The organism is Kordiimonas lipolytica (assembly GCF_001550065.1).
In genome coordinates this window covers 179,749-201,422 of the sequence record NZ_LRUB01000024.1, presented here as the reverse complement: position 1 = coordinate 201,422, position 21,674 = coordinate 179,749, and the positions used below count along the sequence as shown (strand labels likewise).

Sequence of the window (21,674 nt, the reverse complement as noted above, 5' to 3'; positions counted from 1 at the left end):
ATGAACGCGGCCTTTGATCAAATTGCCGAATATGCAGCCACGGCGCCGACGTCGCGCTCAACGCTGAGGCGCGATCAAAGCAGCCATCTTGTGAGCCGCACGCTCCGGAAAATGGGTCGCACAGTCCGCGAGTGGGGCTATGCCTCGCCGCTTTATGCGCACCGGCTGAAGGGTCGGCACCCGATGCAGCTTCTGGGAAGCCCGGACGACCCTGCCCCCGGCAATGCAACAATGGGATCCGCCATCTTTGGCGGTGACATGCTGTTTGAAGGCGAACAACATGCCCTGAGCGAGGATTTCTGGGTTCGGCTTGAGAACGCGTCCCCTGAGTTTCAGGCCTATGCCCACAGCTTCCACTGGCTGCAGGACCTGGCACAGGTGAATGACCAGGCCAAGGCGCGCGATGCTGCAGAGACTATTCTTTCCTGGTGGCTGCCTTTTGGCGAAGACTGGTTCAAGGATGTCTGGGCGGCTGAAACGCTGGCGCGGCGCATCATCAACTGGTTTACCCATGCACCGCTCATCCTGTCGTCGTCTGATCTGGTTTACCGGTCCAAGGTTTTGACTTCGCTGGCCAAGCAGGCCCGTCACCTGAGCCGTGTTCTGAACGATACGGATGAAGGCCTGCCGCGCGTCTACACCGCTGCGGCACTGACGCTCGCGGGCCTCTTGCTGCCGTCGTCCGATACCCTGCTGGCCAAAGGATCGCGCGCGCTTGAACGCACGCTTTCCACCTTCATTCTGGCTGACGGCGGCCCAGTAAGCCGCAACACGTCTGACGCCATCCGCACCATGCAGCTTCTGGTGCTGGTGCGCGACGCCTATACCACCCGCGGCGAAGAGCTGCCCGGTTGGGTACAGATCACGCTCGACAAAATCGGTCCGTTCGTGCGCGCCATGCGCCACGGCGACGGCAATTTCGCCCAGTTCGGGGGCACGTCTGCCGAAGGCGGCCATGGCTCCAATGCCGTCCTTGCCGCCAGCGAAGCCAAGGGAAAACCGATCGAGAATGCTGCCCACAGCGGCTTCCAGCGCATAGAAACAGGCCGTTCTGTGCTGATCATGGATGCGGGCGCACCGCCGCCCACCGCCTACAGCCGCAAGGCGCACGCGGGCACGGCGGCTTTTGAATTCTCCACCGGGCTTGAGCGGCTGATCGTCAATGTGGGGCACGCCTCAAAGCGCGGGCCTATCCCGGCGCTGGCGGAACTGGCCCGCACCACAGCCGCGCATTCGACCCTGATTATCGCTGACCGCAACTCAAGCCGCCTTCTTGAAGGTGGCCGCATGGGCCCCGGCGTATCGGAAACGCTGACCATCCGTGAAAAAACGGAAGACGGCACGCGCATTCGCCACAGCCATAACGGATACCTGAAGCGTTTCGGCGTGAAGCACGAGCGGTCGCTTGATCTGTCAGCCGACGGTACGCGCCTGAAGGGCAGCGACAAACTGTTTGGCCCCAAGATGAAGAAGCTTGCGGGCAAGGAAATACTTCTCAGGTTCCACCTGCATCCGAACATCAGTGCGCTGAAGGCCTCGGACGGCCGCATCACGCTTGAGACACGGGCGGGCAAGACCTGGATTTTCGATGTTGATGGCGGGGAAGCCGAGATTGAGGAAAGCCTCTATCTCAGCCGCCCCGATCATCCGGTGCCGTCACGCCAGATTGTGGTGACGATGGCACGGGAGGGGAACGAGCAACCCACTTTAAACTGGGTTTTGAGTGAAATGAGCTTCTGACCAGCCTGCTGTTGGGTTGCGGGCGCGGAAGCTTCGAATTGAAGGCTAGTGAACTATGACCAAAGTCACCATCAAACGCGCCCTTCTGTCGGTTTCCGACAAGGCCGGGCTGGTTGATCTCGCAAAGGCGCTTGCGGATCAGGGCGTTGAAATCCTGTCAACCGGCGGCTCCGCCAAGGTAATCCGCGACGCCGGCATCCCGGTTAAGGAAGTGGCAGACCACACAGGCTTCCCCGAGATGATGGACGGGCGCGTGAAAACGCTGCACCCGAAAATCCACGGCGGCTTCCTGGCGCTGCGCGACAACCCTGAGCACTTGAAGGCAATGGAAGAGCATGAGATCGGCGGCATCGACCTGGTGGCAGTGAACCTCTATCCGTTCGAAGCAACCGTGGCGTCTGGCGCTGACTTCGACACATGCATCGAGAATATCGACATCGGCGGCCCCGCCATGGTGCGCTCTGCAGCCAAGAACCACGCGTTCGTCACCATCGTGACCGACCCTGCCGATTATGGAGAAATTATCGAGCAGATCAAATCTGAAGGCGGTACCACGCATGAGATGCGCAAGAAGCTGGCGGCAAAAGCCTACGCCCGCACCGCCGCTTACGACACGGCGATCAGCCAGTGGTACGCCGAACAAAACGGCGTAACCTTTGCTGACCGCAGCACGTTCGCGGGCACCAAGGTTCAGGAGTGCCGGTACGGCGAAAACCCACACCAGGTTGCCGCTTTCTACAAAAACGGTGAGGACCGTCCGGGCATCGCCACCGCCGTGCAACACCAGGGCAAGGAACTTTCCTACAATAACCTCAACGACACTGACGCAGCGTTTGAGCTGGTGAGTGAGTTCGACCCATCGGTTCCGACCGTTGCCATCATCAAGCACGCCAACCCGTGCGGCGTGGCCAAGGGCGCGACGCTCAAGGAAGCGTATGAAAAAGCGCTGAAGTGTGACCCGGTTTCCGCGTTCGGCGGCATTGTGGCCCTCAATGGCACCGTGGACGCAGAGACAGCGGAAGAGATCATCAAGGTGTTTACTGAGGTGATCATCGCCCCAAGCGTGACGGATGAGGCGAAAGCCATCATCGGCGCCAAGAAGAACCTGCGCCTTCTGACCACCGGCGGCCTCGCTGACCCAAGCCAGCCAGCCAAGATGGTGAAAACCGTCGCGGGCGGTTTCCTTGTGCAGAACCGCGACACCGGTCGCATCACAATGGATGACCTGAAGGTTGTCACCAAGCGCGCGCCATCCGACGCGGAGCTCAAAGACATGCTGTTCGCCTTCCAGGTTGGCAAGCACGTGAAATCAAACGCCATTGTTTATGTGCGCGACGGCATGACCGTGGGCATTGGCGCGGGGCAGATGAACCGCCGGGACAGCAGCCGGATCGCCGCGATCCGCGCGGGTGAAGCGGCTGAAATGGCCGGTGATGCCGAGAGCCTCGCGAAAGGCAGCGTGGTCGCAAGTGACGCCTTCTTCCCGTTTGCGGACGGTCTGCTGGCCGCAGCCGAAGCGGGTGCGACGGCAGTGATCCAGCCGGGCGGCAGCATGCGCGACGATGAAGTGATCAAAGCCGCCGATGAAGCAGGCCTTGCCATGGTCTTCACCGGCATGCGCCACTTCCGCCACTAAGGCAGGCGAACACCTGACACTTTAAAGGCCGGGGCATCTGCTCCGGCCTTTTCTTCTTTGCCTTCAGCTATCCTAATCTCTCGGTGCCGCCGCAGGCTGTGTGCGCTCAGGATTAAACTGGCGGTACAGTGCCCACTCTTCATCAATGCCCGGGCATTTTTCGGTGCCGAATGGCTCCAATGCCACGCACATTTCGTGTGCATGTTGCAAAACTCTCAAGAAATATTGGGTGAAGCGTATAAAGTTTCGGTACTCGCTAAGAATATCGGACTGGTAAGCCTTGTTCCCAAACGCCTTCTCGATTTCAAGCACGATTCTTGACCGCACCGCAGACGTTGGATCATAGACACGATATTCCCCTTCTTCGGGCGTCAGTTGAAATTGGTCGGTATCAGCCTTGAAGCCTGGCAGTTGCCCTTGGATGTATGCCAGCCTTTGGTGATATTCGGATATCGCCTGCCGAACAGGCCGCGATGTGATCTTGGACAAAACGCCGGCACTACGCAAATCTGCATATTCTGTCACGGGTGGCGCAATGGTCGGATAAAACCTAAGGCTCGCTATGGCATCAGATGTATCTTCCGATGATTCCATAGGCTCACCTGAAAACAACACCTGAAAAACCTTGTCGGCCCGCATAATGGCTTTCATGCGGTAACTTACATGTTGCTTGAAATAGTCGACCGTGGCGACGGCCTCTGAATGGAGCCGCGCCAATGCTTCAGCTTCGATATTTTTTTGCTTCCGGTTCTCGTTCCAGTCGTCGACCTGTAGACCAATGAAGATACCGACAACCACGATGGCGACCTCAATCAGAACCGTGAACCAGTTCTGCCCCCTTATGGCTTCCGCCAGCCTGCGCAAGATCATATAGGCTTCTCCCTTTCAAGGATGTGCCCCCAGAATAGCGCAAGCCAGGGTTTATGTAACCCTCCAAGGCCGGCCAAACTCGCGGACTGCTGCAGCCCAAAAAAGGCCAGGGCATCCGCTCCGGCCTTTTTACTTCCCTGCTGCAAACCCAATCAGCCGTGCTCAAGCGCGTCCCGTATGCTGGAGACGGTGGCGTCCAGCTGGTGTGGCTCATAAGGCGTGGCGGGCACCGCACCCCACACGGGGCCGGGCCAGGCAGGGTCGCCTTCGAACCGCGCGATGATATGCACATGCAGCTGCGGCACCATGTTCCCGAGCGCCGCCACATTCATCTTGTCGGCGCCCACAAGCGCCTCCAGGCATTCGGCCACACGGGTGATTTCCCGCATCAGGTTTTGCTGGTCGTCGTCATCCAGCTGGTGGATTTCGCGGATATCTTTGCGTTCTGGCACCAGCACCAGCCAGGGGTAGGTGGCATCTGTGATCAGAAGCACGCGGCAGAGCTTGAGCTTGGTCACGAACACCGTGTCCTTTGCCAGTTGCGGGTGCAGGGTGAAGTCTGTCATACTCGGTGCCTCAAGCTTGGGTTATGGGGGACATGGCCATCTATAGGTTCGATCATATTCGCAAAGCGACCGAGGATGACATCTTTTTCATCCGCTCGCTGGAGATGGACCCAGCCAACACCTTCGTGCACAGCTGGGACGAGGCCACGCACCGGCGGAATATTGCCGACCCCGCCTTTCATTATTTCATCGCAGTGGACATTGAAGACCACCAGCTTGGTTATGCGATCCTGATGGACAACACACCGGGCCGCGTTGAGTGGCGGCGCATCATCGTGGCGCGCCGGGGCGATGGCATCGGCAAAGCCTTCATGGCCGCTGTGCTCGACTATTTCTTCACTGTGCACAAGGCCGAGGTGGTGTGGCTGGATGTTTACGAGAAGAACGACCGCGCCCGGCATGTTTACCGGACGCTCGGCTTCCTAGAGGTCGGCGAAGACCTCGCGAAAGTGCCCGGCGAACGGCTGGTAATCATGGAGTGTCACCAGCCGCGCTAAATAAGTGGCTCTTTAACTTCGATATGAGGATACCTCTGCTTCACTTTTTCCGAAGCTGCGAGTGCGTCATCTATTGGTGTACCACAAGCTAAACACATGTGCCTTAGTGTCAGCCTTATCCCTGAGTGGTCGAAACACCGCATGTCCGAAACCTGCGCCCCTGACCAGAAAAGGTTTCCAACTCTGTAAATATGTATCCGGGCAATCTGATCAAATGGAAATACCTGTGTACCTGAGCGGGACTTAATCCGGATCGCCTCAGGCGTTATGCAAACGGAAATTTGTTGAAACCAATTCCGCAGCAAAAGCCAACTACCAAACAATAAGTAACTTATCAGCCCAAACATCATCAAACGCAAGAAGAGCGAATAACCTATACCCATCGGTGCCCCATGGTGAATAGTACTGCTATTGATGAAGACAAACCCGAATAGAAAAAAAACCACCAAAGCCAAATTGCCGACCAACATCCAGAAAATTGTCTTCTTTTTCGGAGATGTTACGAGCCAAACTTGGTCGATCATCCTACCGTCCCTTTGATCAGCGTCTCGAAGAAGCTCACCTGCCGGGCGAGGGCTTCAATGGAAATATGCTCCGCCGTGCCGTGGATCTGTTTGAGGGTATCCTTGCCCACCACGAGCGGCATAAAGCGGTAAACGCCATCTGCGACGCCGTCATAATGCCGCGCGTCGGTGCCCTGCACCGTCAGCGTGGGGGCGATGGGGATATCGCCGAACTCGGCTTTCACGGCGCGTGCGATCGCCTGATAGCCTTCGCCCGATGGGTCAGACAGGCTGGTGGCTTCGCGCCCGCCGCCCAGGTTTTCGATCTTGATCCGGTCATCGGCCACAACGTCCCGCGCGCGGTCGATCACGCCTTGCACCGTATCGCGCGGGTGAATGCGGTAATTCACCACCGCCTCACCATACTGCGGCAGGATATTGGTCTTGGTGCCCGACTGCATCATGGTGAAAGCCGTGGTGGTGTGCATGAAGGCCGCCACCGTGGGGCTTTTGGCGAGCTCCCCCGCCATCACGCCGTTTGTCGCCCACAGGTTGGCGATCATGAAACGGTTGAGGAACGGCTGCTCTGGTGCCACGGCCTTGAGGAAGGCCTCCAGATGCTCATCCAGCACCAGCGGATACTGGTTTTCCGTGACGGCAACGCCTGCCTTGGCCGCGAGGGAGGCGGCGGTGAAATCCTTGGGCGCGGATGAGTGCCCGCCATCATCGGTGGCGGAGAAGCGGAGCGTGACCGAGCCCTTCTCCCCAAGGCTGATCAGCGCCACAGGGCTTTTCACACCGGGGATGATGCCGTCAGGGATGGCGGAGCCTTCGTCCATCAGCCACGAAAGCTGTACGCCGCGATCCTTGAGGATTCCCGCCATAACAGCAGCGCCGTTATCACCGCCGAGCTCTTCGTCATGGCCGAACAGAAAATAGATGTCGCGGTCAGGCGCGAAGCCCGCGCGCGCCAGCTTTTCCACCGCTTCCATGATGGAGATCAGCATGCCCTTGTCATCCAGCGTACCGCGCCCCCACAGGATGCCGTTATCGTCAATCACGCCTGCAAACGGCGGTTGCGGCCAATCAGCAAGCCCGCGTTCGGGCACCGGCACCACATCCATGTGGGCCGCCAGCGCGATGGGCTTTTTGGCCGTGCTTGAGGCTGCGGGCCAGCGGTACATCAGCGAGTAATCCGAGACGATTTCGCGCTCGAGCACCGCATGGGCGTTCGGGTAAGTGGTCACCAGATAATCGTGGAAGCCCTTGAAGGCTGCGTCATCGGGCGCTCGGTCAAGGCTGTAGGACACGGTCTCGAACCGCACCGCGCCCGCCAGGTTTTCCGCCATGCGCCGGGCGTCTGCGGCGTCATATTCAGCGGGCTTCAGGCTTTTTGCCTCTCCCGCCGGCAGCATCGCCATCGTGTTCGCCACCATATAGATGACGAGCCCCACAAGGCCCACAACCAGATATCCCAAAATACGCATACCGTTCCCCCCTTGCGAATTTCATATGGAAGCTAAAGCACATTCTACGCCCGTCAAATTAGTGGCGCCTAATCCTACCACTTCTTTTCGCGTAGCAAGGCCTGCACTCTTCGACCTGCTTCGTCGCTTTCGCCAAAATGGCATTCGCCAGATGCTCCACTGGAGATAAAGCCCCGACCCTCGCCAACTTTGATGTACAAACTGTTTGAATAATCGTGGCTCATGCGCAATTCCGGCCCACATGTCTCTGTTTTTTCAATGTTCTGTCCGCCAAATTCGCGAACAATTGCCGCAATTTCCTGCCACAAGCTTGCATCCTTGGCCTTCCAGACTTTGGATGGCATTGGAAAACTGGATTGCGAGACACCTCTGCCGCCAGGGAATAGAAACTCCGCAGTACTTCCATACCCATCATCGCTGAAGTATCGAGCAAGCCCATCTGCTTCCTCTCCTACCCTGCCGTCTATCGCTTCTTGCCAGAGCAAAGCCGGCTTGGCTGCACAACTGGACAGCAGCATCGCCAGAACTGGAATCAGCCACCTCACAGGGTCTTCTCCTTATAAAGGCAAATATCCGTCAGTTTGCATTTGGCGCAGTCGGGTTTTCGGGCCTTGCAGATGTAGCGGCCCAGCAGGATCAGCCAGTGGTGAGCGTGCAGCTTGAAGGGATCGGGGATCACCTTCATCAGCGCTTCCTCAACCTTGTCAACATTCTTGCCGGGCGCGAGGCCGGTGCGGTTCGACACGCGGAAAATATGCGTGTCCACCGCGCAGGTGGGCTGACCGAAAGCGATATTCAGCACCACATTGGCGGTTTTGCGGCCCACGCCCGCGAGCGCGACCAGTTCTTCCCGCGTCTGGGGCACCTTGCCGCCATGCTTGTCGATCAGGTCACGGCACAGCTTGATCACATTTTCGGCCTTGGAGTTATAAAGCCCGATGGTCTTGATATGCTCCTTCAGGCCGTCAACGCCAAGCGCCAGCATCTTCTCCGGCGTGTCGGCCACCGGCCACAGGCTGCGCGTGGCCTTGTTCACCCCCACGTCGGTCGCCTGCGCGGATAAGACCACGGCAACCAGCAGCGTGAAGTCATTCACATACTCAAGCTCGCCCTCAGGGTTCGGGTTGTCTTCCGCCAATCGTGCGAAAAACTCGAAAATCTGCTGACGATTCAGCTTGCTGTATTTCCCGGCCATCAGATGTCCCTCGCGAGGCTATCGACCACGCGCACAAGGCGCTTCAGGTCCACGTCGCGCGACAGCCGGTGGTCACCGCCCGGCACCAGGATCACTTCCGTGTCCTCGCCGGTGATGTTGTCGGCGATCTTCATGGCTGTCTGCCACGGCACGTCCGCGTCATCAGTGCCCTGAATGAGCCGCACGGGGATATCCAGATGGATCGGGCCGTTGTTGATGCGGTTCTGCCAACCGTCGTCGAACAGCTCCTTGGTAAACACATAGGGGTCCGGCCCATAATCGGAATAGACCTCCAGCCGGCCATCTTCGATGATGGTTTTCTGCTCTTCTTCCGTCATGGCGTCCCAGTGCCAGACGGTGAAATCCGGTGCGGCGGCAATGCCCACCAGCCCCTTCACCCGCCCCGGGCGCGCCTTGGCCGCCAGCAAGGATATCCAGCCCCCCATGGAGCTGCCGACCAAGATTTGCGGGCCTTCGGTGAGCCAGTCGATCACCGCGAGCGCGTCCTTGAGCCACAGGCCGATGGTGCCGTCAGCAAACTCGCCGGACGACTGGCCGTGGCCCTGATAATCGAAGCGCACGAACGCCCGCCCCACACGGCGGCAGTAGGCCTCAAGCTCGAGCGCCTTGCCGCCTTCCATATCGCTCATGAAGCCGCCCAGGAACACTACGCCGGGGCCAAAGCCCGCGCTCTTGTGATAGGCGATCCTGGTGCCATGATCGGATTTCAGGAAGGACGGCTGTGTCATGGAAAATTTCCCCCGGATAAGACGCTGTGACGTTTGGGTGACCCTAGCAGGCCTCTTTTTCGCGCTCAAGTACACAAAAGCCTAGGCTTTGCTTGACTTCCGCGTGGACCGTAGTTAACTCGCCACTTCACTATTTTTTTATCTCAAGGAAACCAGAACAATGAACGAGAATGTGAGTGTCCAAAACCCGGTCAACCTGCGCCTGCCAGACGGCAGCGTGCGCACGTTTGATGGCCCGGTGACCGGCACCACACTCGCGGCCGATATCGGCCCTGGTCTCCTGAAGGCCGCGCTTGCCATCAAAGTGAATGGCGAGATGTGGGACCTGACCCGCGAGATCGAAGCCGACGCCGATGTTTCCATCGTGACCAAGCGCGACACGGAAGACGCGCTCGACATCCTGCGCCACGACTGCGCGCACGTGATGGCCGAAGCCGTGCAGGAACTGTTCCCCGGCACCCAGGTCACCATCGGCCCGAACATCCAGGACGGCTTCTTCTATGATTTCGCGCGCGACAAGCCCTTCACCGAAGATGATCTGGCGGTGATCGAGAAGCGCATGCACGAGATTGTGGCGCGCGATGAAGACATCACCCGCGAAGTGTGGGACCGTGACGAGGCAATCGCCTACTTCAAGAAGATTGGCGAGCACTATAAGGCCGAGATTATTTCCGACCTGCCGGAAGGTGAGCCGATCACGGTTTACCGCCAGGGCGAATGGCTTGACCTGTGCCGTGGCCCGCACCTGCCGTCCACCGGCAAACTGGGCGATGCCTTCAAGCTGATGAAGGTGGCGGGCGCATACTGGCGCGGCGACAGCAAGAACGCCATGCTGACACGCATCTACGGCACCTGCTGGACCGACAAGAAAGAGCTGAAAGCCTACCTGCACAGGCTGGAGGAAGCGGAAAAACGCGACCATAGGAAGCTGGGGCGCGAGATGGACCTGTTCCACCTGCAGGAAGAAGCGCAAGGCAGCGTCTTCTGGCATCCGCAGGGTTACACCATCTGGCTGCAGATGGAGAAATACATCCGCAGTCGCCTTCAGGGCGCGGGCTATAACGAGATAAAGACGCCACAGCTTCTGGACAGCAAGTTCTGGGAACAGTCGGGCCACTGGTCCAAGTTCCGCGAGAATATGTTCGTGGTGCCGGACGAGATCCCGTCGACGGAAGAAGACGCGCCTGTTGTATCCGCAAACGCGCGGCTGATGGCATTGAAGCCGATGAACTGCCCAGCCCACGTGCAGGTGTTCAAGCAAGGCATCAAAAGCTACCGCGACCTGCCGATCCGCTTCGCCGAGTTTGGCTGCTGCCACCGGAACGAAGCGCACGGTGCGCTGCACGGCTTGATGCGCGTGCGCCAGATGACGCAGGATGACGCGCACATCTTCTGCCGCGAAGACCAGATCACGTCTGAAAGCGTGGCTTTCTGTGACCTCTTGGCAAGCGTGTACCGCGACCTCGGCTTCCCGGAATTCAAGGTGCTGCTGGCGACAAGGCCTGAAACCCGCGCCGGCACAGACGAAACCTGGGACAAGGCCGAAGGTGCGCTGGAGGCGGCGCTGAAGGCCGCAGGCCTTGAGTATGATTACGCACCGGGCGAAGGCGCCTTCTATGGGCCGAAACTTGAGTTCCACCTCAGTGACGCCATCGGCCGGACCTGGCAGTGCGGCACGCTGCAGCTTGATTTCGTGCTGCCTGAGCGCCTGGACGCAAGCTTCGTTGGCGAAGACGGCAACAAGCACCGTCCTGTGATGCTGCACCGCGCGATCCTTGGCACGCTGGAGCGTTTCATCGGCATCATGATCGAGCATTACGCCGGCCGGATGCCGCTCTGGCTCGCGCCAACGCAGGCTGTAGTGACGCCGATCACGTCCGATGCAGACGACTATGCAAAAGAAGTGTTTGATGCGCTCGAAGCTGCAGGTCTCCGCGCAAAGCTGGATCTGAGGAACGAGAAGATCAACTATAAGGTCCGCGAGCACAGCCACGCAAAAGTGCCTGCAATCCTTGTTGTTGGTGGCCGCGAGGCGGAACAGAAGACCGTCAGCGTGCGGCGCCTTGGGTCGAACGATCAGTCGGTTGCACCGCTTGCGGAAGTTGTCGCAGGCCTGACGGCAGAGGCAGAAATGCCGTCTGGCAAGGCCTGATTAGCAAACGCTAAGCGTTTCAAGGCTTTGCAGGACATAAAAGAAGAGCTATAATAGCGACATTGGCGAGTCATCCTGGCTCGCCAAAGTTACATGAATGGTTAACGAGATATAGGAGAACTGACCATACGTAGAGGGCAATTTGCGGCGCCACCCAAACAGGAAGGGCCGCGCGTGAACGATCAAATCCGGGTACGCGAAGTACGCTTGATCGGAGCAGAAGGTGAAAACCACGGTGTTGTTTCAACAGCGCAGGCGATGGATATCGCGCGCGACAGCGGGCTTGACCTGGTTGAAATCTCGCCAAATGCGGAACCCCCTGTATGTAAGGTTCTCGACTACGGCAAGTTCAAGTACGAGCAGCAGAAGAAAGCTAACGCTGCACGGAAGAACCAGAAGACCCAGGAAGTCAAGGAAATCAAGATGCGTCCCGGCATCGATGTCCATGACTATGAAACCAAGATGAAGAAGATTCACCAGTTTATCGCCAAGGGCGACAAGGTGAAAGTAACCATCCGGTTCCGTGGCCGTGAGATGGCGCACCAGGAGTTGGGGATGCAAGTCCTCAACAAGGTAGCCGGTGAGATGGAAGAAGAAGCCAAGATCGAGGCGCGGCCAAAAATGGAAGGCCGTCAGATGATCATGGTGATCGCGCCCAAGTAAGCGCACCTTCCAGTCCCAAGAATTCAGAAAACCGCCCTCATCCGGGGCGGTTTTTTTGTATCCCGCCCCGGATAGCCGTCAGCTTTCTTGGATTATGCATGGTAATTCGTCTATATTCGCCTCGCATTCATGGAACGACTGCGGAAGAATAAGGCCGTATTTTCATGATGTTATCGATTGGGGGAAACAATGAAATTCGGTGCTTATATCAAAGTCGCACGGGATCGGCTGAACTGGACCCAGCCGGAGGCTGCCAAAGCGATCGGTGTGGAACAGTCCTATCTGTCTAAACTGGAGAATGGCCGGAACTATCCAGCAGAGGATGTCTTCGATGCCATCCTAAAGGTCTACGCTATCGATCTTTCCACCCTGTGTAGTGAGGTCGATGATGCAGAGCTGTTGCGCCTGAAAGAGATCAAGCAGGTACGGGACAGATTAGCGCAGCACACAAGACGCAAATCCAAGCTGGCCATGCATGTTGCTATTGCAGCCTCTGCAGCACTAGCCATTGGCACCGGGCTCATCACCCATGAACTGATAGCGCCTGAGACAATTACCTATCATTACCAACACTACCGGTCCTACGGCGTTATCCGGGACGGGGAGTCGCTCAATCTGTTCGACTATGCTTTTCGGGATCAAGACCAAACCGTCTATAACATTTCGGAAATATCGGCACGCCTCGACTATGATTTCATCAAAACAATCGAGCGGCGCGGCACGATGTTTGTAGTCCCCGTGGAAGGTGGCAGACGGCGATATGATTTCACCCACGAGAGCACGGAGAGGCTCGGCAACCGCAATCAGATGTTGGTGGGCATCGGTGCGGCCCTCGCGGCACTTGGGGTCGCTGGCCTGTTTGCAGGTCTTGCGATCTATAGCAGCAAGAAAGCCTCTCAATAATTCTTCCCCGACAACCGGGTTTGTTGTTGCGCCGTACGCAACATTTCTGCACCATCAGAAGCAAATCGTTTCGCAATAACAAACGAGACCATCATGGACCTGCAAGCCATCCGCACCTTCTGCCGCGCCGTTGAGGCAGGTAACCTGACGGCCGCCGCCAAGGCGCTGCATATCACCAAATCGGTCGCGAGCCGGCGCATCCAGTCGCTTGAGGACGGGCTTGGCGTCAAGCTGTTGGCGCGCAACACAAAGGGCGTGACGCCCACAGACGAGGGCGCTCTGTTCTATGAACGCGGCATCCGAATATTGGATGATGTGGAAGACGCCGCCCAGGCGGTGAAGCACACCAGCGACAATCTGGTGGGGACGCTCCGCTTCACAGCCCCCAGAAGTTTCGCCGACCTCAAGCTGGGTTCCCCGCTGATGGCTTTTGCCCGGCAGCATCCGGGCCTGAAGCTTGAGATGAGCCTGACCGACGAACGGGTGGATATCATTGGGGGCGGGTTTGATCTTGGCCTCAGGATCGCGCCAGAGCTTTCAGACACCAGCCTGATCGCCCGCAATATCTGCGATATTCGCCATCATGTGGTGGCAAGCCCCGCGTATCTTGAGGCACACGGCACGCCCAAAACACCCGAAGACCTGAAGGACCATAACTGTGTCTTCTATTCGAACGTGGAGGCGGCCAAACAGTGGCGGTTCGGCACAGGCAGTGATGCCCGCGCCGTACGCGTTACCGGGCAGGTGACATCGAATTCCGGCCTCATGCAACTCGCGGCGGCGATTGAAGGTGTGGCGATCGCAACCCTGCCGGATTTCTTCCTTGAAGACGCCGTCCGGGACGGCAAGGTGGTCAAACTCTTTGAGGACGTCCCAAGGGCCCCATCATTCCTTTACGCACTCTACCCCGAACGCCGCCTGCTACCGCTCAAGGTGCGGCTGTTCATCGACTTCATGGCCGATTGGTTCGCCGACCCTGAAAATCACTGCGAGGTTTGATCCCGCGCATCAGACTGTGAGGTCCCCCGCGCCCACCTGAGCGCCGCATCGAGCCGGGGCACCAATGCCTCATGGTCGCGGCGCAGCACCGTATAGTAGGGCAGACGCTCCAGACGCTGCAGGGCAATGCCCTGCTTATTGGAAATGAGCGCCACGAGGCTTTCTTCCATCAAGCCTACATCTACACGGCCAATGTGCAAAAGCTCCAGATACCGGCTGGCGGAACTTGTTTTCACCGGCTCAATGCCCAGCGCCGCCAGCTTTGCTTCCGCCCAGCGATGACCACCCGCAATCACCACCTTGTAGGGCCGCAGGTCATTCATCTCCTGAATTTGAAGCTGCCGCGCCTCAAGGCTTATTGCCATCATATGGTCTTCGAAAAACGGTGTCGGGACGGCAATAACATCTTCCTTGTGCTGCTCTACCCACAGGGCGGTGCGCAGTATTTCGCCGTCCAGTCCTCCATGCAGGACCATCTGTTCGGCACGCCGTACCGGCATTTCAACCAGCTCCAGGCACAGGCCTGCCTTGTCGAAAATTCGCTGGGCCGCCTGTTTGACCTGCAAGACCGTTTCCGCCCTGAAGATCACGCCCATGCGCAGACAAGAAGTGTCTGCCTGCGCCGCGCCCGAAGCCAAAGGCATACAAAAGGCCCAGGCCAACAGCACCAGGATCAGATTTCGGCACAATGCGGCCACAGGCATCCTTCCCTATCATGTGATCACAGCAGCATAACCTAACAGGCAATCCTTTGAACATGGTTAAACCCCATGATTAAACCCCGTGATTCAACCTCAGCGGCGTTCGCAATTTTGCAACGCTGCCTTGGGCGATAGCCTCCTACAAGGCATGCACCGAAAACCCTATCTTTGCCCTAACAACAATGGAGGCACAAAATGGGACTTCTGATCGACGGCGAATGGCACGACAAATGGTATGATACCAAATCAACGGGCGGCAAATTCAAGCGCAGCGAGAGCCAGTTCCGGAACTGGGTCACCAGCGACGGTGCCGCAGGCCCCACCGGCGATAGCGGCTTTAAGGCAGAGGCCGGGCGCTATCATCTTTACGTATCCTACGCCTGCCCGTGGGCGCACAGGACGCTGATTGTTCGCGCACTCAAAGGCCTTGAAGACATGATCGACGTGTCCGTTGTGGGCATGACCATGCTGGAGAACGGCTGGACGTTTGATGGAAGTGACGGCAGCACGGGCGACGCGCTTTATGGCGCAGACTTCCTGCACCAGATCTATACCCGCGCCGACGCTGCCTACAGCGGCCGGGTGACGGTCCCTGTGCTGTGGGACAAGAAGAATGAGACCATCGTATCGAACGAAAGCGCTGATATCATCCGCATGTTCTCAACCGCGTTCGACGGCCTTGGTGCGGCGGAAGGCGACTATTACCCAGATGCATTACGGACCGAGATCGACAGCCTCAACGACCGCATCTATGACACAGTCAACAACGGCGTCTACAAGGCCGGGTTCGCCACAACGCAGAAAGCCTATGAAGAGGCTGTGGTACCGCTGTTTGAGACACTGGACTGGCTTGAAGGCCATCTTGCGGAGAACCGCTATCTGGCCGGCGACAGCTTTACCGAGGCTGACATTCGCCTCTTTACCACGCTGGTAAGGTTCGACCCCGTCTATGTGGGGCATTTCAAATGCAACATCCGCACGCTGAAGGAATACCCGGAGCTGTCCGCCTATGTACGGGAGATCTACCAGATGCCAGGCGTGCGCGAGACCGTGCATATGGATCATATCAAGACCCACTATTACGCCAGCCATAAAACCATCAACCCCACTGGCATCGTGCCCGTGGGCCCCGAAATTGACCTCTCGGCCCCTCATGGCCGTGACTGGCTATAACGAAGGCCTGATTATAACGAAGGCCTGGGAGACAAGCGATGAATCGCAAGATCAAAACACTATTTGAGGCCGTGGCCATGGCTGAAGGCCAGGGCGTGACAGTTCACCGGAGCATCGGCCGCAAGGGTCTGATGAACCTGGACCCTTTCCTTCTGCTTGATGAAATGGAATTGCCGAAAGACGCGCGGGGTGCGGGCTTCCCCGAACACCCCCATCGGGGTTTCGAGACAGTTACCTACATGCTGTCGGGCAAGATGAGGCATGGCGACACAAGCGGTAACAGCGGCGTCATCGGCCCGGGCGATGCCCAATGGATGACCGCCGGTCGCGGCATTGTCCATTCGGAGATGCCTGTGGCAAGCGGCGAGGACGTGCGCGGCTTCCAGCTGTGGGTCAACCTGCCGGGGGCGAAAAAAATGATCCCGCCTCGGTATCAGGATGTCTCGAAGAACGAGATCCCGACTGTATCTGGCGACGGCTATGAAGCCCACCTGATTGCCGGCGACCTGAACGGCCATGAGGGCCCCGTGCGCGATATTGCGGTTAAGCCTTTTTACGGGGACATCACACTGACCGGCGAAGAGGCAACCCTGCCCGTGCCAAAGGGCCACACAGCCTTTCTCTATGGCATCCAGGGTGGTTTGTCGGTCAAAGGGCAATCGTTCCCCACGCGCACGCTTGCGATCCTATCGGACGGCGACAGCGTCACAGTTAAAGGCCGGCCGGGTGCCCGTTTCCTGATGATTGCAGGCGCCCCCATTGGGGAACCCATTGCGCGCTATGGCCCGTTCGTGATGACCACGCGTGAAGAAATCCTGAATACTTTGGAGGATTGGGGAAAAGGACGATTCCTGAACCCCAATTGATACCACTTCCCTCAGCAGGTCAGCACCGCTTCCTTCAAAGGCTGCTGATATCCCCGCTGAAAACTAAGGGGCCGCCGGAACAACCGGCAGCCCCTTTTTCTTGCTTCTCTATGTGCCCTGTTACCTGAGGATCGAGCGCAGGTGACGGGTCGCGAAGCTGAGTTTCGCAACCGTCAGGCCACCAGATGAGCTGAGATCTTCCACCAGGCGCTTGGCGCGGATGATCCGGGTCTGCTGATCCTTGGCCCAGGCCTTGGTGGCCTGCTTGGCTGTCATATCGCCCGCACCCATGCAAACAGCATTCACCAGATCACGCTGCTGGTCAGACAGGTCTTCAAGCTCGGACCGGATGGACAAGAGGTCCCAGTGATCTTCCGGCGTGATACGGTCAGCCCGCTGGCGAAGCCAATCGAAGCCAAGCTCATCACCGAGCGCGAAGTGAACCGCAGCCACATAATCAACCGGCTTCTTGGCCTTCTTGGCCACTTGGATGATATCCGGGCCAGACACCAGCACCTCAAAACCGGACACGAAGGTCGCCAGATCGTGACCCACCTTCATGGCCTTCAGGGCATCGCGGCGGTAGACAAAAGCTTCCTGTGCAGGTTCAGAAAGGATCGACTGGTTGATCGCAAACAGGTCCTTGACCGGCTCCCTGAAGGCTTCAACCATTTCGCTGATGTTGATTGGCCGCGGCATGTTCCTGAGCACCCACATTACCTGTGTCTTCAGGCTGTCGGACACCGATTGGTGCATGTCATACTGCGTGCCTGCCGTAACCTTATAGTCCAGGTCATTGATGGCTTCCCACTGATCCCTGAGGCCGAAAATTTCGCGCACCACCACAAAGGCGGCAACGATATCTTCCACACCCAGGCCTGTTTCTTCCTTCACTTCGTAAACGAAGGTCAGGCCCGCCCAGTTGACCACTTCGTTTGCCAGCACGGTTGCGATAATCTCGCGGCGCAGGCGATGTTCACTGAGCTCGGTGGCGAACCTGTCGCGCAGCACAGTCGGGAAACCCCACTCAAGCTCTGGCTGCATCACTGGGTCGTCAATCAGCTTGGATTTCACCAGGATATCGAAGAGTGACATCTTGGCGTAAGCCATCAGGGTCGAAATCTCGGGTCGGGTCAGGCCGCGGTCGTTGGCGGCCAGTTCCGCAAAGCCCTCGTCGGACGGCAGCACTTCGATCTCGCGGTCCAACCCACCATCGCGCTCAAGCGCCCGAATGAGGCCCAGATGATATTCGCGGGCATTGCGGGCATTCACTTCCGCAAGCGAAATAGCCTGAGTCTGCAAATAGTTGTCCGAGAGGACAATGTCTGACACTTCGTCGGTCATGGAAACCAAGAGGTCGTCACGATCTTCGCGGGTCAGGTTGCCGCGGGCGATCGCATCGGCCAGAAGGATCTTGATGTTCACCTCTTTGTCCGAACAGTCCACACCAGCCGAGTTGTCGATAAAGTCGGTGTTAAGGCGGCCGCCCTTGTGACCAAATTCGATCCGGGCTTTCTGGGTCATGCCCAGGTTGCCGCCTTCGCCGATCACCCGCACCTTTAGCTCATCCGCTGAAACGCGGAGCCCGTCGTTCGCGCGGTCGCCCACCTGGGCGTTGTTCTCGGTCGTGGCACGCACATACGTGCCGATCCCACCGAACCACAGAAGGTCGGCTTCCGCCTTCAGGATACGGTTGATCAGGTCGGTCGGCGTCATGGCGTCCGCTTCAACGCCCAGCCACTCTTTCACCTCTGGTGACAGGGAGATGGACTTGGCCGATCGCTCAAAAATGCCGCCGCCCTTGGAAATAAGCTTCGTATCGTAATCCGCCCAGCTTGAGCGCGGCAGGTCAAACAGACGCTTGCGCTCTTTCCAGTTGGCCTTCGCGTCACCCGGGTTGGGGTCCAGGAAGATATGCATATGGTTGAAGGCCGCCTGCAGGCGAATGGTTTTCGACAGCAGCATGCCGTTGCCGAATACGTCACCCGCCATATCGCCCACACCAATAACCGTGAACTCATCCTTCTGGGTGTTGACACCCAGTTCGCGGAAATGGCGTTTCACGCTTTCCCAGGCCCCCTTGGCGGTGATGCCCATCTTCTTGTGGTCATAGCCGTTCGAACCACCGGACGCGAAAGCATCCCCAAGCCAGAAGCCCTGGCCTTCGGAAATGCCGTTCGAAATATCAGAGAAAGTCGCGGTACCCTTGTCGGCCGCCACCACCAGGTATGGGTCGTCACCATCGCGGCGCACCACGCTTTTCGGCGGCTTCACCTTGGCGCCCTTCAGGTTGTCGGTGACCGAAAGAAGGCTTGAAATGAAGGACCGGTATGAGGCCACACCTTCCGCCATGAAGGCTTCCCGGTCGCTCATCGGCGGCAACTGTTTCGGGAAGAAGCCACCCTTCGCGCCCTGCGGCACGATCACGGCATTCTTCACCTGCTGCGCTTTCACAAGACCAAGCACCTCGGTGCGGAAATCCTCGCGCCGGTCAGACCAGCGAAGGCCGCCGCGGGCCACTGGGCCACCACGCAAGTGCACCCCTTCCACCTGGGGCGAATAAACCCAGATTTCGGCAAAAGGCTTCGGCTTCGGCATCTCATTGACCTCGCGCGAGCGGATCTTGAAAGCAAGCGCGCGCTCGTCCTGACGGTCCACAACGCCTTCCTGATAGAAGTTGGTGCGCTGCGTGGCCCGGATCACATTGCCGTAGGCCCTGAGGATGCGGTCAGCGTCCAGGCTCGTGACGGCCTCTAGCAAAGACCTGAGGTCGGTCACGATATTCTGGGCCATGGTTTCGCGGTCCGCGCCTTCGTAAGCCGGGTCGAACTGCACCTTGAAAAGCGCCACTAGCTGAGCCGAAATTTCGGCATTGGCCACCATCGTGTCAGCGATATATTCCGGGGTATAGCCCATGCCGAGCTGGCGCAGATATTTGCCGTAAGCCCGCAGGATCACAATCTCGTCCCAGCGCATGCCGGCGGTCAACACCAGTTCATTGAAGCCGTCGTCCTCGATGGTGCCGTGCCAAACCTTGATGAACAGGTCTTCCACCAGCGGCTTGAGGCGCTCAAGCCCGAACGGGCTGCCTTCCGGGCGGTCGAGCGCGAAATCATGAATATAGCTCGTGACCTTGCCAGACACTTCATAGGAGTGCTCGGATAGCACCTTGAAGCCCATGTTTTCCAACACCGGCATACAGCTTGAAAGCGCGATCAACTGGCTGCCGTGATAGATTTTCAGTCGGTAGTGATTGGCGCCGTCATCAAGGTGACGGTAGAAATCAACCCGCACATCATCCTTGCCGCGCACGTCTTCGAGCTTCTGAACGTCATAAGCCGCCTGTGCCGGCGTGAAGGCCTCGATGTAGGCAACGGTGAAGCGGTTCTTATATTCGTGATGCAGCTTGTTCCCTTGCTCTTCACCGATCCGGTTCGCAAGCTCGGAATGAAGGCGGTCCATCCAGCCTTGTGCTGCCTCTGCGATCGCAGCGTTGATGTCTTCCTCGGAAGGCTTCAGCACCTCGCCCGGGCGGGTCCGGATAATGAAGTGCCAGCGCGCCAGTGCTTCCTCAGAGAGGTTGGCATAATAAACCGAGACTTCACCGTTATAGGCCTTGCACAGGATTTCCTCGATCGCGATCCTCAGGCCGGAGTTATAGTTTTCACGCGGCACATAGACGAGCGCCGAGACAAAGCGTTCGAACCTGTCCGGGCGCACAAAGGTGCGCGGGCGGGGGCGTTCTGTCAGCTGCAGGATGCCCATGGATGTTTCAAACAGCCAGTCTTCAGACACCTGGAACAGTTCGTCCCGCGGGAATGTCTCAAGGATATGGGCAAGCGCCTTGCCGGCATAGGACCGCTGGGCAAACTTGGACCGCTCCAGCACATTCGCAACCTTCTTGCGCACGATCGGCACATCGGTGGTGAACTGGTTATAGGAGAGCGAAGTGAAGAGACCGACAAAGCGGCGTTCGCCAATGGCCCTGCCTTCGCTGTCAAAGATTTTCACACCGATATAGTCCATATGGGACTGGCGGTGCACCGTGGATTTCACGTTCGCCTTGGTGATGATGAGCGGCTCAGGATGCGTCAGGAAGTGCCGGATTTCCGGTGACATAGGCGTCAAGCCGTCCTTGTCGCGCAGGACATTCCGCGCCGGGTCACGCAGGATACCAAGGCCTGACCCATCCACCCGGTTGAAGTCGAAGGTGGCAGGGTCACCGTCAAACCGGTATTCGCGGAAACCGAGGAAGGTGAAATGGTCTGACCCAAGCCAGCGCAGCAAGCGGATAGTTTCCTCGACCTCTTCATTGTCAATCGGTGGCGGGTTCACCGTCAGGCTGGCGACCGTCTCGTCGATTTTCGCCAGCATCGCACGCCAGTCGCTCACTGCCGCCCGCACGTCCGCGAGTGTGGCTTTGAGCGTATCTTCAATTTCCTGCAGCGCAGCTTTATCCGATTGGGCGTCGATCTCAATGAACATGTAGGATTCATTGGCAGCATCTTCGCCAGACGCTAGGCGCACGCCCTTATCGTCGCGGGCAACCTGCAGGATCGGGTGATGCATCATATGGATGCGGTAATGAAGCGTAACCGCAAGGCAACCGGTGATCGAATCCACAAGGAAAGGCATGTCATCATTGACGATCTGTAGCACCGTGTTGCGGCTGGACCAGGAGCCCTTCTTGCCGCGCGGGTTCAGAACCTTGATCAGCGGCGTGCCTGAGGGGCGCTTCGCTGCCATGTCCCACATGCTGTGGGCAATGGCAAAAAGCGTCTCCGGATCCGCGCTCATCAGGTCGTCGGGACCCTGGGCATAAAAGCCCGTCAGAAATTTCTCAAACTCTTCAAAGGATTCGCCGGGCATGGTTTCCATGGCCAAACGGCCGATCTCCGCCATGACTTGTGCGCGTTGCTCATCCGTAGTCACTATATTGGTCCCTTCACAACCCTACCGGGCCTGGTTTCATGG

18 protein-coding genes are annotated in these 21,674 nt (G+C 58.2%); 9 read left to right on the top strand and 9 right to left on the bottom strand.

Annotation, left to right across the window (positions count from 1 at the left end; all coding sequences use genetic code 11):
- Both KORM41_RS12715 and purH read left to right on the top strand, forming a co-directional pair.
- Positions 1 to 1,740 (top strand): heparinase II/III family protein, encoded by a 1,740-nt coding sequence (locus KORM41_RS12715; RefSeq protein ID WP_068148492.1) that lies wholly within the window; start codon positions 1 to 3, stop codon positions 1,738 to 1,740.
- 55 nt (positions 1,741 to 1,795) lie between these two features.
- Positions 1,796 to 3,376, top strand: coding sequence for a bifunctional phosphoribosylaminoimidazolecarboxamide formyltransferase/IMP cyclohydrolase (gene purH / locus KORM41_RS12710; protein ID WP_068148488.1), 1,581 nt, complete (start codon positions 1,796 to 1,798; stop codon positions 3,374 to 3,376).
- A 72-nt stretch (positions 3,377 to 3,448) separates the two neighbouring features.
- Here purH and KORM41_RS12705 read toward each other — a convergent pair whose 3' ends face one another.
- Both KORM41_RS12705 and KORM41_RS12700 read right to left on the bottom strand, forming a co-directional pair.
- On the bottom strand, positions 3,449 to 4,246 hold the full coding sequence (locus KORM41_RS12705) for a hypothetical protein (protein WP_068148485.1): 798 nt from the start codon (positions 4,244 to 4,246) through the stop codon (positions 3,449 to 3,451).
- 152 nt (positions 4,247 to 4,398) lie between these two features.
- The gene (locus tag KORM41_RS12700) at positions 4,399 to 4,812 is read right to left on the bottom strand and encodes an HIT domain-containing protein (protein WP_068148482.1); all 414 of its coding nucleotides are present in this window, start codon (positions 4,810 to 4,812) and stop codon (positions 4,399 to 4,401) included.
- 32 nt (positions 4,813 to 4,844) lie between these two features.
- On the opposite strand from KORM41_RS12700, the gene KORM41_RS12695 reads away from it, so the two are divergent.
- The gene (locus tag KORM41_RS12695) at positions 4,845 to 5,309 is read left to right on the top strand and encodes a GNAT family N-acetyltransferase (protein WP_068148480.1); all 465 of its coding nucleotides are present in this window, start codon (positions 4,845 to 4,847) and stop codon (positions 5,307 to 5,309) included.
- Here the strand turns inward: KORM41_RS12695 and KORM41_RS12690 are convergent.
- From KORM41_RS12690 to KORM41_RS12670, 5 genes are all read right to left on the bottom strand, one after another.
- Positions 5,306 to 5,833, bottom strand: a complete 528-nt coding sequence (locus KORM41_RS12690; RefSeq protein ID WP_068148477.1) for a hypothetical protein — start codon at positions 5,831 to 5,833, stop codon at positions 5,306 to 5,308. The two genes, KORM41_RS12695 and KORM41_RS12690, sit on opposite strands and share 4 nt — an antisense overlap.
- A complete protein-coding gene (locus tag KORM41_RS12685) occupies positions 5,830 to 7,299 on the bottom strand; it encodes a M20/M25/M40 family metallo-hydrolase (RefSeq protein ID WP_068148473.1) in 1,470 nt (489 codons plus the stop codon). Before KORM41_RS12685 ends, KORM41_RS12690 begins: the two co-directional genes overlap by 4 nt.
- A 74-nt stretch (positions 7,300 to 7,373) precedes the next feature.
- Positions 7,374 to 7,844: a hypothetical protein gene (locus tag KORM41_RS12680; RefSeq protein ID WP_068148471.1), complete on the bottom strand. Its 471-nt coding sequence runs from the start codon at positions 7,842 to 7,844 to the stop codon at positions 7,374 to 7,376.
- A complete protein-coding gene (gene nth / locus KORM41_RS12675; protein WP_068148651.1) occupies positions 7,841 to 8,473 on the bottom strand; it encodes an endonuclease III in 633 nt (210 codons plus the stop codon). Before nth ends, KORM41_RS12680 begins: the two co-directional genes overlap by 4 nt.
- Before the next feature lie 20 nt (positions 8,474 to 8,493).
- Positions 8,494 to 9,243 (bottom strand): alpha/beta fold hydrolase, encoded by a 750-nt coding sequence (locus KORM41_RS12670; RefSeq protein ID WP_068148469.1) that lies wholly within the window; start codon positions 9,241 to 9,243, stop codon positions 8,494 to 8,496.
- 160 nt (positions 9,244 to 9,403) lie between these two features.
- Between KORM41_RS12670 and thrS the strand changes: the two genes are divergently transcribed.
- From thrS to KORM41_RS12650, 4 genes are all read left to right on the top strand, one after another.
- Positions 9,404 to 11,395 carry a threonine--tRNA ligase gene (gene thrS, locus KORM41_RS12665; protein WP_068148467.1) on the top strand — a complete coding sequence of 664 codons (1,992 nt, stop codon included), beginning with the start codon at positions 9,404 to 9,406 and terminating at the stop codon, positions 11,393 to 11,395.
- Between the two features lie 174 nt (positions 11,396 to 11,569).
- Entirely contained in the window at positions 11,570 to 12,058 is a 489-nt protein-coding gene (gene infC, locus KORM41_RS12660; protein WP_231727261.1) for a translation initiation factor IF-3, read from the top strand.
- A 189-nt stretch (positions 12,059 to 12,247) separates the two neighbouring features.
- Positions 12,248 to 12,961 (top strand): helix-turn-helix domain-containing protein, encoded by a 714-nt coding sequence (locus tag KORM41_RS12655; protein ID WP_068148462.1) that lies wholly within the window; start codon positions 12,248 to 12,250, stop codon positions 12,959 to 12,961.
- Between the two features lie 93 nt (positions 12,962 to 13,054).
- A complete protein-coding gene (locus KORM41_RS12650; RefSeq protein ID WP_068148460.1) occupies positions 13,055 to 13,960 on the top strand; it encodes a LysR family transcriptional regulator in 906 nt (301 codons plus the stop codon).
- Here the strand turns inward: KORM41_RS12650 and KORM41_RS12645 are convergent.
- The gene (locus KORM41_RS12645; RefSeq protein WP_231727260.1) at positions 13,945 to 14,658 is read right to left on the bottom strand and encodes a substrate-binding periplasmic protein; all 714 of its coding nucleotides are present in this window, start codon (positions 14,656 to 14,658) and stop codon (positions 13,945 to 13,947) included. The two genes, KORM41_RS12650 and KORM41_RS12645, sit on opposite strands and share 16 nt — an antisense overlap.
- Before the next feature lie 198 nt (positions 14,659 to 14,856).
- Here KORM41_RS12645 and KORM41_RS12640 point away from each other — a divergent pair, with 198 nt between their 5' ends.
- Positions 14,857 to 15,834, top strand: coding sequence for a glutathione S-transferase family protein (locus KORM41_RS12640; protein ID WP_068148453.1), 978 nt, complete (start codon positions 14,857 to 14,859; stop codon positions 15,832 to 15,834).
- Positions 15,835 to 15,872: 38 nt separating this feature from the next.
- Positions 15,873 to 16,700, top strand: a complete 828-nt coding sequence (locus KORM41_RS12635; protein ID WP_068148450.1) for a pirin family protein — start codon at positions 15,873 to 15,875, stop codon at positions 16,698 to 16,700.
- Between the two features lie 120 nt (positions 16,701 to 16,820).
- Here the strand turns inward: KORM41_RS12635 and KORM41_RS12630 are convergent, their stop codons facing one another.
- On the bottom strand, positions 16,821 to 21,632 hold the full coding sequence (locus tag KORM41_RS12630) for an NAD-glutamate dehydrogenase (protein ID WP_156431973.1): 4,812 nt from the start codon (positions 21,630 to 21,632) through the stop codon (positions 16,821 to 16,823).
- Between the last annotated feature and the right edge of the window lie 42 nt (positions 21,633 to 21,674).